This window comes from Chloroherpetonaceae bacterium (assembly GCA_025056565.1).
GTDB lineage: Bacteria > Bacteroidota > Chlorobiia > Chlorobiales > Thermochlorobacteraceae > Thermochlorobacter.
Genome location: JANWWA010000005.1, coordinates 47,104 through 64,792, shown reverse-complemented (window position 1 = coordinate 64,792; position 17,689 = coordinate 47,104). Strand labels below are relative to the sequence as shown.

Genomic DNA, 17,689 nt, shown 5'->3' with positions numbered 1-17,689 from the left:
TGCACTTTGGTTGCTTTCAAAGGGCAAGTCAGCAAGTCTATTCCTTAGGCAGCCGTTGCGGTCAGACCAATTGCTTCGGCATATTTGAGATAGGTCTCAACGGAGGCAATCACGACGCGCGCTTCCACGGCGACCAGTTCAATGCCAACCAGTGAGACGCGTGCAAATGCATCAATGACGATGCCCTTGTCTAAAATGCGGTCAATGACTTCCGCAAGGCTCGAGGCACCAGTTGATTTTTCGATTGCCATTTTGAACGGTGTTTAAGTTTCCGCCTTGCTGCTTACGCAAAGCGAAGTGGCGGCAACTGTCGCTCTGCGTATCTGTCTCAACTTACAACATCTGTGCCACAAATCACAACGGATATTTTTGCGATGCTTTTGGCGGAAATCGTCCAATTTCTTGTCTAAAATTCTTCGCCGAAGCGGCGGAACGTTCCGCTACGTCCCAAGCGTTTGCTCTCGGCGGAAAAAACAACTTCAAAACCGTAAGGAGGGGAACGACTATGCCAATGTATGACTATCGCTGCCTTGCCTGCGGCTATGAAGCTGAAATTCAACAACGCATTACCGAACCTGCTTTAACCGTTTGCACCAGCTGCGGCAAGGAAACTTTTCAACGCGTCATTAGCGCTGCAGGCGGTTTTGTGCTCAAGGGCACAGGATTCTACAACACCGACTACAAGAATAGCTCCGCCAAGAACGGCCACAGCAAGTCCACCGAATCTACAAAGTCAGACAGCTCCAGCGAAAAAACTTCCTCGACTCCCTCGGCAGCCACAGTTTAAAACCCTCTTTCTGCACTGAGTTGCTCTGTGCCTAAAAGCCGAGAAAAGTCCTATCTTTGCTATGCCTTCATTTGAGCAGCTCAGTGCGGAATCTCAATCTCAATGCAAATGCAGCTGGATATTCTCTCTATCGGCGATGAGCTTATCATTGGGCAAGTTGTCAATACCAACGCTTCGTTTATTGCAAAAGAGTTCGATCGCATTGGCATTGCGACGCGTCGCATCGTAACCGTGGGCGACCAGAAAGCTATCATTCAAGCTGAACTAAAAGCCTCTTTGGAACAAGTCGATATCGCCGTGCTTACAGGTGGCTTAGGTCCTACACATGATGACATCACCAAAGCAGCATTAGCCGAGCTTTTTGGCTTAGAGTACGAATTTAATGAGGAAGCCTACCAGAATTGCCTCTCACTTTTTCAACGACGTGGTCTCAAGATGCCTGACATCAACCGCTCACAAGCCGAAGTCCTTCGGGGTGCTCTCGTGCTGCAAAATTCTTGTGGCACGGCTCCCGGTATGATTTTGCATCACTTGCCAAGCTACCCTGAGCGATATGTGGTTGTGATGCCTGGTGTGCCTATTGAAATGCAAGAAATGATGCGCCGCTCTGTTTTGCCTTACTTTGCACCGCTCTCAAAGACCTACATTAAGCACACCCATCTGATGACCAGCGGCATTGGTGAATCGCAGATTTCAGAGCTTCTGGGCGATGAAAAAGCCTTTCTCTTACCTCAGACCACCTTAGCCTATCTTCCACAAACAACCCATGTGAAACTCCGAATCACCACACGCGGCACCGACCGCGAGCAAGTTGAGCAAGAAAATTCAGCGGTTGTAGATTTCATTACCCGTCGTCTTCGGAAGTATCTCTACGCCACTGATGATCAACCGATTGAAGCTGTAGTTGGGAAATTGTTACAGGCACGCCGGCTGACGCTTGCCACTGCCGAATCGTGCACAGGGGGATTGATTGCGCATCGCATTACCAATGTGCCCGGCTCTTCGAGTTACTTTTTGCAGAGCTTTGTAACATACAACAATGCCGCAAAAGAGCGCTCGCTTGGGGTGAGGCATGAAACGCTGGCGGAATTTGGTGCCGTCAGTGAAGAAGTGGCGCGCGAGATGGCTATCGGATGCTTGGCAAAGTCAGGTGCTGACATCGCCATCGCCACTACGGGTATTGCTGGCCCCAGCGGGGGCTCTGATGCCAAGCCTGTCGGGATGCTCTGCCTTGGCTTAGCTACCAATCACAAGCTTGGCAACCAAGTTAAAACCAAAACGCTTTATTTTACCAAGGACCGCTTGCAAAACAAGGAACTTTTCTCACAAGCTGCATTGGATTGGTTGCGTCTTACACTGACAGAGACAGATTAAGTCACTTGTCGCAGTGCTCGACTGTATTCCCCTCGAGAGATTTAGCTGCGCTCAGAAAGGCCCTCAAAACGCTTGACGCAACTCACGCTGTCGGAAAAAGTTTGCCAGTGGTTGGATGTAAGATTGATGCGTGGACACTTGCACCACGTCAATTTGCAAGCGCTGCAATTGTGCTTTTCGGTTTGAATGAAGTTGCGCAATCCGACTTTCGTAGCTTTTGAGAAAGGTTGTATCAAATGTGTCGACCACGATATGTTCTCCTGTTTCCGCATCTTCCAGCTCCAGCAGCCCTATGGGCGGCAGTGCAAGCTCTCGGGGATCCGTTATGTGAATCACTACAAAATCGTGCTTTTTGTTAATGAGCTTCATTTTTTCAATGTATCCTGAGTCCATCAGGTCGCTGATGAGGAAAACAATCGCACGCCGTTTGAGCACGCGGATAGCAAAGTCCAGTGCTGCGGCGATGTTTGTGGTGCGTCCCTTCGGTGAAAAGAAGAAAATTTCTCGCAACAGTCTCAGCACATGTGTGCGCCCTTTGCGTGGTGCCACAAATTTCTCGACCGTGTCGGTAAAAATTGCCAGTCCGACTTTATCATTATTTTTGATAGCACTGAAAGCCAGCGTCGCAGAAATTTCTGCCGCTAAGTCGCGCTTGAACTGATTTGCAGAACCAAATGCGCCAGACCCTGACGCATCGAAGAGAATCATTAACGTTTGCTCGCGTTCTTCTTCATAGACCTTAACGAAGACATCATCTCGCCGTGCTGAAACATTCCAGTCAATTGAACGCACATCATCACCGAACTGATACTCGCGCACTTCAGCAAACTCCATTCCCTTGCCCTTGAACGCCGAGTGATACTCGCCACTGAAAATGTTGTTGACAAGTCCGCGTGTGCGAATTTCCAGTTGCCGCACTTTCTTAAAAATTTCTTTGGGAAGCGCCTCTGCCATTTTTCAAGTTCAGTCTGAGTTAGGTGTGCAAAAATAGCGCAAGCCGGTTTCTTGAGAGCGTTCTTTCAAAGATGAAAGTCTTTATGCGGTGGAAGCAAGGGTAAATTTTTTGCACGAATTAGTTGATGCAATCCCTTGTCGTGTGCCCTCGAGTTCGCTTAGGAGATTTTTGGCTGCTACATGCGCTTTCGGACATAGCAGCCTATCACATAAAAGCGCAGCGTGCCTTGAGCTCCGAAGATTGGGAGTCAAGGCACGCTTGCAACTTGGTGCTAAACCTCAAACACTATCTGATTTCAATCTCTCTGATATTACCATTCTTATCACGGAACTTAATGGTAATACGCTCATTGATTTCGCCTACGATGCGACGCGCCTCGTCCAATTCTTCCTGAGTAGCTGGACGCACTTCTACCTGCCCGTTAGCAACTATGCCAATTTGCCCTTCACCAACATCTCTTGCAAGTGAGCCATCAGGCAACGACAGTGATGCCAGTCCACTGAGAATGAGCAGGCTTCCATTTCCAAAATAGCCTGTTGTGCCTTTGATAGACGCCACAGCTGTTGGCGAGGAGAAGCGGAAGACCTCACCTTGCCCTTGCTTCTTGATGTTGAAGCCGACCTTGCCGAGATTAAGTTCTACGGTCTTGTTCATCGCATTGCCAGCCGCTTTGTCGCCTTTGATGACAATCTCTGAGTTTTCTGAGATACGCACTACAGAGTTATCTGCAAACTTCAAGATAGAAAAAGACTGTGCACCTGTCCTGACCTGCGTGCCTGAGTTAAGCTGCTGACCACGCTGCACGCTGCGCCAATTGCTTTGTTTCTCTTTTGCTTCCACGACCTTAATTGCTTTGACGACGATAGCCACGCCTTGTGCATCGGTTTTCGACGCGTCGGGCTTGGGTTTTTCGCTCGCTTGCACCCAGCTTGCCGTCAAGTAGAGCGCAATGCTCAGAAATGCAATTTTCATATTCACTTTTTTCATCATTTTGCAAATCCTCCCTCCCTGATTTAGTTACTTGGGGTTCTACGACGCAGCTCGTTGATGAGCGTTTGTAAGTCCGCACTGTTTATGTAAAGTGTTCCGTTAGCCACACCTGTCCAACTCACAAAGCTGCTTCCTTCTAAGCCTTGAATGCCATACTTTTCTCTGAGCAACTGAATGAGTTCCGATATCGCCTGACTATTTTCTGCTGCAATTCGGAAGGAGTAGACAGGCGAGGTTGAAAGTGGTGTTGTGCCTGCAAAGGCTACGTCTGCAAAAGATTTCACTTGCCAGTAGACCATTTTGCCGGGCTGCAAGGGTCGAACCACTCGTCCTGTTGTAGTGCTTCCCCCGCTTGGGAATTGATAGCTCGGCATACGCACGCGCTCACGCACATTTGGGTTCGGATGAGGGCTATTTTCTTCATTGAAGCGTCGTCCGCTGCCTTCCTCAGTGTCATCTGTCCAAATGGTGATTTCATACTCTGGTGCATCACCTTGCCAGAGGAAAAATGGCAATACAGTTGGTACTTCTTCCACAGGGTCGCTACCAACCAATGCCCCTGGACTAATCAGTTGCACAAACCCTGTTGGATTCGTTAGGTTAAACACAATAGACACCGTGTTGCTCTCATTTCCTCTCTCGTCTACCAGCGTCCAATCCAGCGTGTAGACGCCTGCTGGCAGATATGAAGGCACATTGGTTACACCCGCCACAGTCGCCTGTGCTCCAGCCAATCGGCGGATTTCTGCCTCGCTGAAGCTAAAGCCTTGTGGCGCCCACAGGCTTGATGGAATCTGGTTGCTGGAAAGGCGCAAAACCCCTTGCGGCAGCGTGCGCGGGGGCACGTTGCTTGAAAACCCACGTGCCAGTTCTGTGCCGTCTTTGCGGAAAATGAGCCGCAATCTCAGACCCGTTACATCACGCCCAGAGTTGTTAATGAGCGCAATGTAGAAGAGGTCAATGCCAGTCGGCGATGCCCCTGTTTCTGGGTTTAGTGCCAGAATATCGCCTGTTCGGATAATTTGGGGATTGCCAATTCTTTCTCCACTAAGACTTACCCCTTGTGGGAACTGTGCATTTGCTTGATTTGCTGCTGCGCATAGCAGCACAGCGAAAAATAGCGTTACGTATCGCATCGCAATTTTCCTCGAGAATTTGAATTTGGAAAGCCGCCTACATACTCGGCGCAATTATACTGCCACACCCTTATTCTTTCTGTGACAATTGTCACGTGCTTCTGCGCCCGTCACTTTGCACGCTGCAACTTCAGGCAGGATAACCACAATGTGAAACGATGAGGAGTGAAAGTGTCTGCAAAGTTACGCACCGCTCAGTAACTACGCAACTTATCGCGCAGCATTTTGTAGAGCATCTCTCTTGCGCGGAAAATATGCGCCTTAACGGTGCCCAGCGGAATCTGCAGCGCTTTTGCAATTTCTTCATAACTCATTTCTTGCAAGTGGCGCATTTCAATAACGGTGCGGTATTTCGGCGGCAGCTGTTCAATTGCTTCACGCACTAAGGTATCACGCTGCTTTTGAATGATATTTCTTTCTGGTTCTTCGCTGGAATCTGGAATCTCGACTGTGTATTCATCGTCTTTGGTTTTGATAGGATTATCAATTGAGAAGGTCTTCAAGCGGCGCTTGCGTAGAAAATCTATGCTGCTATTGGTGGCAATGCGATATAGCCAAGTGGAGAACGCATACTCTTTGTTGAAGTTTGTAATCGAGTTGAAGGCCTTAGAGAACGACTCTTGCACAAGGTCATCTACTTCATTCGGATTATGAACGATTTTAAGAATCAGGTTGTAGATTTGACCGCGATACTTGCTTAGCAATTTCTTGAAAGCCTGCTCTTGCTCACGGCGGTTGCCTTCTCGGATAATGTCAATCAGTGCATAGTCTTCTTCTCGCGAGGAAGGTTTTTCATCTTTCGGCTCAAGCTCCTTTGGTAACTCTACCTCTATTTCTGGCTCTTCCTCTACTTCTGGCTCGCTGTCTTCAGTGGGCTTTTCCGTTTCGATCACCTCTTCATCAGGGAGTAAATCCTCTGTTAATTCTGCTTCGCTGCTCCAGACTTCGTCTGCCGCCTCTTCTTCACCAAGCAAAATTGACTTCTCTCTTTCTGGCTGCGCCTTCTCTTCTTCACTGGGCGAAGCAAACGATGGCTTCTTTGCAGCGCGAGGGGATTCAAAGTCAGGTGATACCTTTGTTTCAGTTAGGGTTTCACTCAGACGCCACTTCTTGGGAAAACGCGCTTTTTGAACTTGCTTTTTACTCTCAGTAACCTGCTGCTCAGTTGACTTTTGAGTGCGACTTTCCCCACTTTTTTCAGCCGCGCTTTCTTCTGTGATTTTCTCAGCGCTTCTTGCTTTCTTTACTGCCTTTTTCTTGCCTACGCCTTCTTTGCTTGTGCTTTTCTGAGTAGACTTGCGAAGCGTGGGTTGGCGAGGGCTAGCGCGCTCTTTTGCCGCCTTTTCTCCTGTGTTTTTTTTACTTGTTTTTGTTGTGCTGTTGGCGGTCGCTGCTTTTTTCGGCATAGCTGTGTTGAATTTCTGGGGCGCTAACATCCAGTATTGTATGACCTCCTTTGCGTGGTGTCTTGCGGAGAGGGGGGGATTCGAACCCCCGGTAGCGCCTTTCGACACTACATCGGTTTAGCAAACCGACGCCTTAAGCCACTCGGCCACCTCTCCTTTGTGCATGTCCTGCTGACAGTGCTTTCCCTATGCGATGAAAAGAAAGCTGGTCAATATAGCATTTTCTTTTCGATATGCAATTCTGTTTATGGAGGTATGTGAAGGTAAAGCGATACCCAGTTACTGCAACAGCCAGCGCAGTTCTAACAAGGTGAGAAAGAACCCCACTATCGCCCCTGCCAGTGTTTGCATCGGTGTATGTGCTTTCAGCTGCACACGCGACCACATCAGCGGTGGCATTAAAAGCAGCAGCATCAGCATCGGGCTACCAAACACGAAATAGAGCGCCGCAATCGGTCCTCCCAACGATGTAACATGGACACTGATTTTCCAGACAAACGTAATCAACATTACCACGAAGGTGTTCATTGCATAGCAAATCATAAATGCGGAGGCAATGCGCGGCGCACCTAAGGCCTCAAAGATGAGCGCACCAATCAGATATACCACGATGCCAATCATAAATGGCACCGTTCGCCGCTCTCGATGCGAAATGTCATAGTCATTTACTTTGCCACGCCTAAGCAAAATCACGACCACAATTGCTGGCGTAACCGTGCAAATCAAGAAAGCAATGAAAAGATACAGGTAGCGATTCTCTAAGTTTTCAAAGCCAAGAAACAACACAGCCCAATAGGTCAGAACAGGTAAAACAATCGGGTGCAGTATGTTTGAGATAAGCCGAGCAAGTTTCTGCGCCATAGCTTTAGGGTTGCCTTACCCAAAGATAACAATTGTCTTGGTTTCTTTGATTGTAGGCAACTACGGCACAGCCAATATGAAAGGACGTTTGTGCGTGAATACCCTTTGCGTGTGTTCGATTTTGTCTCTTTGAAATTTTTTAGCAATCACTGCATCAGTATTGAAATCTTTCAAACAGTCTGTCTGTGCCTCTTGGCTTATCGACTACTTTGCTCCCAAGCCGTAGATTCAGCACGAATTGCCCTTCCTCTTCGGTCAGCGATGAAATCCCGACAATGTCAGTGATGCCGTGTTCCATCATCAGCGCCGTTACGCGGTGTTGCTTGAAGACTTCAGTCAAATTCAGTCGCAATGAAGCGGGTCGCAATTCATTGCCGCACAAGCGAAATGCTGGCAAAAAGTCAATAAACTCTACGCTATCGGCAATCGCTTTCAGAATCCTCCGCTCTCCACGACTGGAATTGAGATAGGCTTGCCAGAGTTTGTTAGGGATGCTTTGCCAAACACTTCCTGACACAATCGAGAGCTTACCCGCTCGCTCAATGACGGCGTAATGATATTCAGAGTTGATGACCAGCTCAGCAATATGCAGTGGCAAGACGCAAAAGAGCGCTGGTGCTGGCGGTTGCACGTGGAAAAACTTCAGCTCGAACCATTTGTCATGAATGACAATGTGTGGCTTTTGAATTGGGCTATCACGCTTGGTAATCGCCTCTAAGAAAAGGTTACAGGCTTTTTCTGGTATGACCACATCGGCAGTTGCAGACATGTGCTTTGCCACCGCCTTGGCTGCCGCCCCTGCCGATGAAATAGCCGAAGCCAGTCCCTTTATCCAAGTTCCTAATCCCATCGCTTCCTCCCTTGCTGCGAAGTTACGGCTATTTGTGGGCAATCTACTTCTCTAAGGAGACTTGCTCAACGCAGTCCTCCAGCTCCAAAAGTCGATTTGGACGAATTGCAAAGCAACCTTGCTTTGGGTTGCCAACAAACATTTTTACGCTATTAGCTACGATGCAAGGTCATCGTCGTCGCAGCGCCGAATAGGATAGCCAGATTCTAGTTTTTTGAGAAAAGCTACCACAATCTCGTTTAGTTGCTCCATATCAATGAGAAAGGCATCGTGTCCGTGCGGCGAGTTCAGCGTGGCAAGCTCAGCGCAAGGGAGGTAGCGTGCCAGTTCAGCTTGCTCCTCAGGCAAGTAGAGAATGTCCGAAGGAATGCTGACCACTAGCGTAGGCTGCTGAATGGAGCGCAACACTTGCTCATAGTCTCCACGACCGCGCGCAAGGTCATGTGTGTCCATTGCTTTGGTGAGCGTGATGTAAGTATTTGCATCGAAGCGGTCAATAAACTTTTTGCCTTGATAGCGCAGATAGCTCTCGACGGCGAACAGCTCTGAGTCGGGCGATTGTGGAGCGCGTGAGAACTTGATATCGAAGCTGGCTTTGCTGCGATAAGAAATCATCGCCATCATTCTGGCGGCTGCAAGTCCTGCTGTCGGCGGGTCGTCAGGTGAGTAGTTACCGTTCTGCCAGCGCGCGTCTGCATAGATAGCAAACCGCTCGGCTTCACTGATGGCAATGCACCACGCTGAGTGCCGCCCAGAGACAGCAATCGGGCACAGCGCTTTAACCTTTTCAGGAAACATTACCGCCCATTCTAAGACTTGCATTCCCCCCATTGAGCCACCGATGACGAGCTTGAGTTTCTTGATGCCTAGCGCTTCAATAAGCAGGGCTTGTGCGGCTACCATATCCCGAATGGTGATATGTGGGAAGGTTGCACCATACCATTTGCCAGTGTGCGGATTCAGGCTGGTTGCACCCGTTGTGCCATAGCAACCACCTAAGACATTGCTTGCCACGATAAAATCTTTTGTAGTATCGAAGGCACGTCCTTCCCCAAAAAGCGGTTTCCACCACTCATCTGCATCAGCAGAGCCAGTTAGACCGTGACAAATCAAAATGGCGTTGTCTGCAAGTGCATTCAGCGAACCCCACGTGCGGTAAGCAATCACAAGCTCTGGCAAGACTTCTCCAGATTCCAGCGTAAATGGCAAGGCGTGGTGGTAAAATTTCGTCTCTGGCGACGGATAGTCTTTGTAGCTCATAGTTGAAAATGTTTAATCGGTTCACCATGCAAAGAATCCGTCATTGCATCAGGGCTGTGGCGAAGCAGGCACCTCGCGCTTAAAGAAGACATAGCCGCCCACACGACGAATTTCTTTCAGCTGCGGAAACTGCTGATACCATTCAGCGCCATCCAGCTTTGCTACAAAATACGCAGGCTTGGTAATTGGGCCTGTAGCTAGCCACTCGTGGTCAAGCGAGCTTGGACATTGATGCGGGCGAAAACGCGCATAAAAATACGGCGCATAGCTCTTGTATCCTGTTACAATGTAGCAGTCTTCGTTTTGTAGCGACTTGTAAAATCGAATCGGCTCGGCTTGCGTGTAGGCTTCCACCTTCGGTGCTACAAAGAGCGTAAAAAGGTGCAGTGCAAGAGCCGTTGAGAAGAAGAGTAGTCCGAAACCACGCTTGAAGTGAGATTGCCAAAGATAGCGCCCGCTAAGGAGCACCATCATCAGATACCCCGCACCAATTGCCCATTCGTATCCACCCCATTGAACAGGCGATTGCAGCACCGCTTTTACCAATTCATCTTTCACAAGCGGCAAAATCCTATCCACATTTTGAAGTGCGATTGGAAACAGCATCAGCAGCAGTGCAATCAGCACACCAAATGCAATGAGCAGCACACTTAGCCAGCCCGACCACTTCACCTTGCCCGTCTGCACTTGGTGAATTTGATACGCCGCCAAAAAGGTCAGTGGAAAGTAACACAGCGAGGAGTAGTGCACAATCTTCGTGGTAGAAATTGAAAAAATGGTGAGTACTACGCCAAACAGAATGATCATCATCAGCCGCCATGCTGCACGCTCACTCTTTTCCTCAGCGCTGGAACGAAATGCAGGAATAGCGATGAACGAAGCCGGAAACACGCCAAAGAGCAGCACAACAAAGTGATAGTAGAACGGCTGACCATGCCCTGCTACAGGCTCACGAAATAGCCCAATTTGGTAGCTAATAAAGGCTTTCAAAAACCATGCACCATTTTGCGCGGTCTCAACGCCATACCAAAGTGCCGACACGAGCAGTGAGACCAGCACAAAAATTACCCCATCGCTCAGCGTAAGCCGCCACACTTGCGTGCGGTAGAACATCACACCAGCGTAAATTGCACCTGATAGCCCCGAAACTAAGAGTGCAACTGGGCCTTTGGTCATTATGCCGAGTCCAACAAATGTGCCCGCCAGCAGAAGATGCCATACTCTTGTGCAGCGGTCAGTGGCAAACGACGCACGGAAGATTTCATACACACCGAGAAAGATGAAAAAATTGAAAACAGGGTCGATGATGCCAGTCTTGAAGTAGAAGTGTGGCAGGAAAGAGCCAAAGTAGGCCAGTGCCCAGAAGAAACCAAATTGAGCATCAAAGTGACGCGTACCCAACAGCAGCAGTGTCAGCAAGGTGAGCAGACCAAAAATCGCATTTGGAAAACGTGCTGCAAACTCATTAATGCCAAACAGGTGCATCGAGAGGGCTTGCAGCCAGATAAAAAGCGGTGGCTTTTCCCAAAATGGCTCAAAGTTGATTTGCACGCGTGCATAGTTGCCCGTTACCAACATCTCTCGCGCCGACTCTGCAAAATTGATTTCATCCCAATCAAAAAGATGCACTGCGCCCAGAAAAGGCAGAAAAAACAGCGTGCCAAGACTGGCTAGCACCAGAGCATAACGCAATGCCAAAGATGCTAAGGGCACCGACTGCACGCAAGTATCGGGTAAACCGGCGTTCATTTGCTGTAAGGCTTTAAGCATTGCAAGTAGCGGCAAGAACATTGACGAATTGCCATAGAGGCAGTGCTGCAACGCTCTATTGTTTTACAATTCTAAACATTGTGCAAAATAAACGAAACTGTATTTTCGTGAATAGACTTTTCTCAACCAATTGATTGCGGAAGTAACCCAACCAAATGAGCAGCGCAGCGACAAACCTATCGGTAACACAGAGCATTCTGCAAGGTGATAAGCGAATGCTGGCGCGATTGCTCACGCGTGTAGAAAATGGTGACCCAAGCATTGAAGACATTCTCTCTGAGCTGTATTCCCGTGTAGGAAATGCGTATCGCATCGGCATCACTGGACCGCCGGGCGCTGGCAAGAGCACCTTGACCAATAAACTTGCACGCCAGTTCCGACTGGCTGGACACAAAGTTGCTATTATCGCTGTCGACCCCACCAGTTCCTTCACAGGTGGCGCATTGCTCGGCGATCGCATCCGAATGAGTGATGTGATGCTTGACGAGGGAGTGTTTATTCGCTCTATGGCCACACGTGGCAGCTTAGGTGGGTTAGCACAAAGGACTTCCGAAGTTGCTGATGTGCTCGACGCTGCAGGCTACGACATTATCATTTTGGAAACAGTGGGAGTAGGACAGTCAGAACTTGACGTGGTCAGTGCAGCTGATACGACAGTTGTGGCACTTGTGCCTGAGTCTGGCGATGCGATTCAAGCAATGAAAGCAGGTCTGATGGAAATCGGCGATATTTTCGTAATGAACAAATCCGACCACCAAGATGCCGATAAAGCCGTGCAAGCGCTGGCAGCAAGCTTGGAACTGCGCTACGCTGCGGCAGACGACTGGCGTCCAAAAGTGGTCAAAACCGTTGCCACACTTGGCAAAGGCATCTCTGACCTCCACCATGCGATTCAGGAACATCGCAACTTTCAGGAATCACACAATCAGCTTCAGCAAAAGCGACAGATGCGCCAGCAAGCGTTCATCTGCCGTGTCATTGAAGAAAAGTGGCGGCAGCGGTTCTGGACAAAAGCCCGCACTGAACACATGCAAGAGCTGATGCGCACGAACCTTTCACCCTACCAAATTGCTGAGCAATTGCTAAAAACCTCTGCCTGCTAATCGCTCTATTGCTTTTCTCCACAATACTGGTTGCTTTGACAAAGTCAAGAGCTGAACGCATTGTCATTTCACTTATCACTTATGCAAGCTGGTTTGCTCTCGGAAGCACTTAGGGTGAGAGTGCGCATCGTCATTTTTATCACTTCTATCCTTCTCCCAGAGGGAGAAAGGTTACGGTGTGCAACTCCACAAATGCAGCGTAACGCAGGGACTGAGACTGGGAGACTTGCGCCTCATCTTCCCTCTCTCCTTTTGAAGGAGAGAGGGAAGATTTTGCTGAGTCAGGATTTTCAGATTAGGGAGCAAGTAGGTGTGGCAACTTATCCTCTATCATTCCACACAGTATCACTGCACCTACTGCACTTTGTCGGCATACTTCACCGAGCATCCATATGGTTTCGTGGTTGCCGTTGTGACAGGCTTTCCAGCTAACAGCTCGTCCAGGGCTTTGGCTACATAGTTTACCTTTGCATTTGCGCCACCTTTTGTGCTCACATCATCATCAATGGCTCCATTGTAGACCAAGATGCCATCCTTGTCAATGATATACATATGTGGCGTTGTTTTGGCTTCGTAGAGCCTACCCACTGTGCCATCGTGGTCAAAGAGCAGATTTGTTGCTTTCACATTGTTTTCTTTCAGCACTCCAGGAGCCGTTTCCTTCGTCAAGTGTCCTTGCTTGCCCGGCGCCGATGAGTTAATGAGCAGCCAAACAACCCCCTTTTCCGTATAGGTTTGCTGTAGCTTCTGCATATTGCCTGTCTTGTAATGACCGACTACGAAGGGACATTCTGGGTTATACCACTCCAAAACGACCACCTTGCCCTTGAAATCCGAAAGCTGATGCATCTTTCCTTGATAGTCCATCAGCTTGAAGTTAGGGGCAGGCTTGCCCACTTCAATTGCCTTTGGTTCAAAGAATTTGAATGCCGTGCCACCAGCTATTAGCAGCACTGCCAGCGTCCACTTTAAAATGGATAGGTTCTTCATACTCAGTTGCATTTTTGGTTGAAAGAAGATTGCACTGTGGTTAAAAAATTCTGCCGAAGTGTCTCACTTAGCAACCGTTGAAACACACATCGCCTTGATGCATTGGTAGCGCTCGAGTGTGGTCACTTCCAAAATTCTAAGAAGTTTCTATCTTTGCCGCAACTAACGCACCTACTTTTCTTAGTCTCTTCTTGGAGAGAAGCTCACTTGTAGTGCAGGCTTGAGCCGCCTTTTTGTCAAAATTTGCTTGAAGCTATGCCAATTGATGAACTTTTGCAAGAGAGCGAGAAACTTTTTCTTCTTATCTACGAGTCCGCTAAGATTGGCGTTTGCATCACAGATGAACACGGCTACTTTGTAGCAGTAAATAAGTTCTATTGTCAGCTGTATGGCTATTCAGAAGGAGAGTTGGTCGGACAACACTTTACGATGGTCTTGCCAGAGCCACAGCGTGATTCGGCACGGCGCATTCACGATGCTTTCATAGCTGGCTCACCTGACAGTGCAGGCGAATGGCGCGTGCGCCGAAAAGACGGCACTGAAATGCAAGTCTATGTTACCGCTGAGTGGCTCGTTACCCGCACTGGTAAGCGATATAAAGTCACGACCGTTACGCCCATTTCTGACTTACGCTACTTAGACAGTATGGACTACTTGGAGAAAGTGCGCGAAGAATCACAGTTGCAGGCTTTGCGCGATACCATGACAACCGTAACCGACATTGTCTTTAACGGCTTACAAACCATGGTCTTTATCCGCGCCAAGCTGGAACAAAACCGTGCGACTCCTGAGGAAATCAAGCGATTTGATGAAACCATTCGGCGTATCACGGAACGCCTGAATGCTTTAGCCAATGTGCAACGCTATGAGACAAAGCAAATTGCAGACGGCATCCATGTCATTGACTACGGCAAGCATTACGCACGCACCGACAAACAGTCTTGAAGATTGCACTCCACCTTTTGCTTCACGGCACTTTACTGAAACTATCACCTCATTTAGCATGCCTTCACGATGGCAAACGCTAAAGCTCGACTAACCCCAAGCCACTCACACCGCTCCTTTCAATTGCCATCACCTTAATCTTCATAATTGCTGCTTCGGCTACTTGCCTCATCCTTTTGCTTTCTCCGATTCCGAGCGAGCCAATCCACTCTTCTCGCTAGCCAAGTCGCAAGGTGAGAGCAAAATCAGCGCTGTAGCCTTTAATTTATAGGCTGTGATGTATATTGCTTCCAACTTTAACTTTGTTGCAGCGGTATGAGCAACATTGAAACCAAATTCATTACGCTCTCGGGTTACAAGCATCGGTATGTAGAAGCTGGCAAAGGTGATGCGCTTTTTCTGACTCACGGCTTTTCTTCCTCGCTCGATATCTTTGAGAAAGTCATTCCCAGCTTTGCTCAGCATTATCGTGTTCTTGCCTTAGATCTTTTGGGCTTTGGCAAGTCTGACAAGCCAATTGCGGTGCGCTATTCGCTTTCGTTTTATGCAAAACTTATGATAGAGTTCTTGGAAAAGACTGGTGCATTTTCTTCTCGGGCTGTGTATGCGGTTGGGCACTCTATGGGTGGCAAGTATCTTTTGGCACTTTGCGTGCTTTATCCTGATTCACTTACAAAGCTAGTTGTCAGCAACACTGATGGGTTTCTTTATGTGCCACCGTTTGTGCGGGCAGCCAGCCTCTGGGGCGTGCGGCATCTGGTGCGTCGACTTGTTTCAACGCCTGCTTTTGTTCGACAAACCATGCGCAGCGTCTATTACGATCCTTCTCACATCACTGAAGAGCACTTTCAGCGCAACATTGAAATGGTGCGTAGCGATGAACATTTTGCAGCGATGATGGCACTTAACCGTGACTACCGACACTTAGATTTGCAGCGCACAGGGATTCGCAACCGCCTGCGTGAACTGCGCTTGCCCGTCCTAATTCTTTGGGGTGAACACGACCGCTTTATTCCACCAAAGTATGCCGAAATTGCCCGTCGTGAAGTGCCCAACAGCACCTTGCACATTATTCCAAACTGCGGGCATGTGCCAATGGTGGAACAGCCAAAAGAGTTTTTTGAAGTCGTGCACAAATTTTTGAGCAACAGGGCTTTTCGCTAATTTTGCGCCCAGCAACGCCAGAACTGCACCTTCCTATGACACGCTGCCAGTTCATGAACCTTCTGCTTTGCTTCGCACTTTCAGCGCTGCTCCCTTCACCGCTCTCTGCTCAACCTCGTGAAACCCCTTTCCTTGCAATGTGGTGGAATGTAGAGGCGCTTTTCAACACGACCGCTGACACCACCACCGACCTTGACTTTACGCCAAGCGGCAGGTATCAGTGGACACCAGAACGACTGAATCTTAAACTTAAACGGACAGCACAAGTGATTCGTGAGGCTGCGCAGGCACGCGGCTTTACTCTTCCTGACCTGATTGGCTTTTGCAATGTTGAGCGGCAGTCGCTGCTTGACACGCTTTTCCAGAAGTATTTGCAGACCAACGATTTTCAAACCGTTTTTTTTACATCACCTGACCCTGAAAGTCGAAACATTGGGTTTGCCTTCAATCGCCGCAAATTTGCGCTGAACTTCGCCAGCAACTATCCTATCAAGCTCGATACGGGCAAACTTTCCACTCGTGATATTGTGCTCGTTAAGCTTGATTATCGCGGACGGCTGCTAAGCGTGGTGCTGAACCACTGGGAGACCCCCAAGTTGTTCAACCCCGTTGTAGAAGCTGCTCGGACACAATCAGCTCGCTTGCTACGGAGCATTATTAAGAGCCTACGCGACGGCGACCCGAACGCTGAGATTCTTGTTCTGGGTGACTTTGGCGTATCCCCCAGCAGCAAAATTATCACCGAGGCCCTCCTTTCCAGCAGCGATTCTTCCTTTGTGCATGCCTCCTCAGAGGCTCTACTTAATCTTTCGCAACTTTCTCCTTCCTCAGGCACAGTTCGCATCGGTACAAAGTGGTATGCTTTTGACCAAGCTTTGGTCTCTTCTGCAATGCTTGACACGAAGAACTTCTTTGTCCTTACCAACTCTTTGGAATGCTTTGCTGCGCCGTATCTTTTCCAGCCCTCACGTCGGAGCGACCCCACTGGAAAACTTTTTAGCACATTCTGGAATGGGCGGTATATTGGCGGATACAGTAACCACCTGCCTATATCTGTGACGCTGTATTTCAAATGAAGACGGTGATTTCAGTTGAGCACTTACGCAAAGAATATCGCTCGCTTAAAAGAGAGCCAGGTCTGCGTGGTGCGCTCAAAAGCCTTTTTCGGCGAGAGTATCTGACACGCGTGGCTGTTGACGATGTCTCGTTTGAGTTGCAAAAAGGTGAACTGGTTGGCTTCTTAGGTGCAAATGGTGCAGGGAAGACTACCACGCTAAAAATCCTTTCTGGGCTGCTCTACCCGACCTCTGGCAAAGTGAGCGTTTTGGGCTTTATTCCATATGAACGCAAAAATGCTTTCCGCCGCCAGTTTTCTATCGTTTTGGGCCAGAAAAATCAGCTGCTTTGGGATTTGCCTGCGGCTGACTCGTTTCTTTTGCTAAAAGAAATCTATGAAATTCCCGATGCCGCTTTCAAAAAGCAACTTCACCGCCTTTCGACTTTGCTGGATGTAGCCGATAAACTTCACATTCAGTTGCGTCGACTTTCACTGGGCGAGCGAATGAAAATGGAACTCATTGGTGCACTCCTGCACTCGCCCAAAGTGCTTTTTCTGGATGAGCCTACGATTGGTCTTGATGTCGTGGCACAAAAATCCATTCGTGAGTTCATTAAACAATACAACGAGGAAGAGCAGACGACAATTATCCTTACAAGTCATTATATGCAGGACATTGAAACGCTCTGCAAGCGCGTTCTTATCATTGATGCGGGCAAAATTTTCTTCGATGGTGATTTGGAGACGATTCTGGAACAATTTTCATCTGAAAAATTGCTCTCACTCGAGTTCACCTCACCCGTTGAACGCTCACAGCTGGAGCACTTTGGCACGGTGGAGACCTACTCTCCGCTCTCTGCCAAGCTGCGTGTGCCACGGTCAGCCATCTCCAAAGTCTCTGCCTCCATTCTCACCTCTCTGCCTGTGTCCGACTTAAACATTGAGGAGATTCCGATTGAAGACGTTATCCGCTCTATTTTTGCACCAAAGCCTGTCCAGCCTATGGCGTAGCAACCCTGTAACAACCCCAGAGTCAAAATT

Annotated in this window: 17 protein-coding genes and 1 tRNA gene; 7 read left to right on the top strand and 11 right to left on the bottom strand. The window is 48.7% G+C overall.

Annotated features, from left to right (window positions below; translation table 11 throughout):
• Positions 1–44: 44 nt before the first annotated feature.
• On the bottom strand, positions 45–251 hold the full coding sequence (gene gvpA / locus NZM05_05500) for a gas vesicle structural protein GvpA (protein MCS7013070.1): 207 nt from the start codon (positions 249–251) through the stop codon (positions 45–47).
• A 254-nt stretch (positions 252–505) separates the two neighbouring features.
• On the opposite strand from gvpA, the gene NZM05_05495 reads away from it, so the two are divergent.
• The gene (locus NZM05_05495) at positions 506–787 is read left to right on the top strand and encodes a zinc ribbon domain-containing protein (GenBank protein ID MCS7013069.1); all 282 of its coding nucleotides are present in this window, start codon (positions 506–508) and stop codon (positions 785–787) included.
• Between the two features lie 102 nt (positions 788–889).
• Complete coding sequence (locus NZM05_05490) at positions 890–2,161, top strand: competence/damage-inducible protein A (protein ID MCS7013068.1); 1,272 nt, start codon at positions 890–892, stop codon at positions 2,159–2,161.
• A gap of 63 nt (positions 2,162–2,224) precedes the next feature.
• On the opposite strand, the gene NZM05_05485 is transcribed toward NZM05_05490, so the two are convergent.
• The 9 genes from NZM05_05485 to NZM05_05445 form a co-directional block, all read right to left on the bottom strand.
• Positions 2,225–3,115, bottom strand: a complete 891-nt coding sequence (locus NZM05_05485) for a DUF58 domain-containing protein (protein ID MCS7013067.1) — start codon at positions 3,113–3,115, stop codon at positions 2,225–2,227.
• Between the two features lie 286 nt (positions 3,116–3,401).
• Positions 3,402–4,106: a FecR family protein gene (locus NZM05_05480; protein MCS7013066.1), complete on the bottom strand. Its 705-nt coding sequence runs from the start codon at positions 4,104–4,106 to the stop codon at positions 3,402–3,404.
• A gap of 23 nt (positions 4,107–4,129) precedes the next feature.
• Positions 4,130–5,242, bottom strand: coding sequence for a hypothetical protein (locus NZM05_05475; GenBank protein MCS7013065.1), 1,113 nt, complete (start codon positions 5,240–5,242; stop codon positions 4,130–4,132).
• 194 nt (positions 5,243–5,436) lie between these two features.
• Positions 5,437–6,648, bottom strand: coding sequence for a sigma-70 family RNA polymerase sigma factor (locus tag NZM05_05470; GenBank protein ID MCS7013064.1), 1,212 nt, complete (start codon positions 6,646–6,648; stop codon positions 5,437–5,439).
• 65 nt (positions 6,649–6,713) lie between these two features.
• Positions 6,714–6,804: transfer RNA gene (locus NZM05_05465), tRNA-Ser, on the bottom strand.
• Positions 6,805–6,927: 123 nt separating this feature from the next.
• Positions 6,928–7,509: a hypothetical protein gene (locus NZM05_05460; GenBank protein MCS7013063.1), complete on the bottom strand. Its 582-nt coding sequence runs from the start codon at positions 7,507–7,509 to the stop codon at positions 6,928–6,930.
• 154 nt (positions 7,510–7,663) lie between these two features.
• The gene (locus tag NZM05_05455; protein MCS7013062.1) at positions 7,664–8,359 is read right to left on the bottom strand and encodes a hypothetical protein; all 696 of its coding nucleotides are present in this window, start codon (positions 8,357–8,359) and stop codon (positions 7,664–7,666) included.
• Between the two features lie 156 nt (positions 8,360–8,515).
• The gene (gene metX / locus NZM05_05450; GenBank protein MCS7013061.1) at positions 8,516–9,619 is read right to left on the bottom strand and encodes a homoserine O-acetyltransferase; all 1,104 of its coding nucleotides are present in this window, start codon (positions 9,617–9,619) and stop codon (positions 8,516–8,518) included.
• A 48-nt stretch (positions 9,620–9,667) separates the two neighbouring features.
• A complete protein-coding gene (locus tag NZM05_05445) occupies positions 9,668–11,389 on the bottom strand; it encodes a glycosyltransferase family 39 protein (GenBank protein MCS7013060.1) in 1,722 nt (573 codons plus the stop codon).
• A gap of 155 nt (positions 11,390–11,544) precedes the next feature.
• On the opposite strand from NZM05_05445, the gene meaB reads away from it, so the two are divergent.
• Positions 11,545–12,492 carry a methylmalonyl Co-A mutase-associated GTPase MeaB gene (meaB, locus tag NZM05_05440; protein ID MCS7013059.1) on the top strand — a complete coding sequence of 316 codons (948 nt, stop codon included), beginning with the start codon at positions 11,545–11,547 and terminating at the stop codon, positions 12,490–12,492.
• Between the two features lie 354 nt (positions 12,493–12,846).
• Here meaB and NZM05_05435 read toward each other — a convergent pair whose 3' ends face one another.
• Positions 12,847–13,482, bottom strand: a complete 636-nt coding sequence (locus NZM05_05435; protein MCS7013058.1) for a thioredoxin family protein — start codon at positions 13,480–13,482, stop codon at positions 12,847–12,849.
• A gap of 255 nt (positions 13,483–13,737) precedes the next feature.
• On the opposite strand from NZM05_05435, the gene NZM05_05430 reads away from it, so the two are divergent.
• From NZM05_05430 to NZM05_05415, 4 genes are all read left to right on the top strand, one after another.
• Positions 13,738–14,427, top strand: coding sequence for a PAS domain S-box protein (locus NZM05_05430; GenBank protein MCS7013057.1), 690 nt, complete (start codon positions 13,738–13,740; stop codon positions 14,425–14,427).
• A 315-nt stretch (positions 14,428–14,742) separates the two neighbouring features.
• Positions 14,743–15,591, top strand: coding sequence for an alpha/beta hydrolase (locus NZM05_05425; protein MCS7013056.1), 849 nt, complete (start codon positions 14,743–14,745; stop codon positions 15,589–15,591).
• 53 nt (positions 15,592–15,644) lie between these two features.
• The gene (locus NZM05_05420) at positions 15,645–16,667 is read left to right on the top strand and encodes a hypothetical protein (protein ID MCS7013055.1); all 1,023 of its coding nucleotides are present in this window, start codon (positions 15,645–15,647) and stop codon (positions 16,665–16,667) included.
• Positions 16,664–17,659, top strand: a complete 996-nt coding sequence (locus NZM05_05415; GenBank protein ID MCS7013054.1) for an ATP-binding cassette domain-containing protein — start codon at positions 16,664–16,666, stop codon at positions 17,657–17,659. Before NZM05_05420 ends, NZM05_05415 begins: the two co-directional genes overlap by 4 nt.
• Positions 17,660–17,689: the final 30 nt, after the last annotated feature.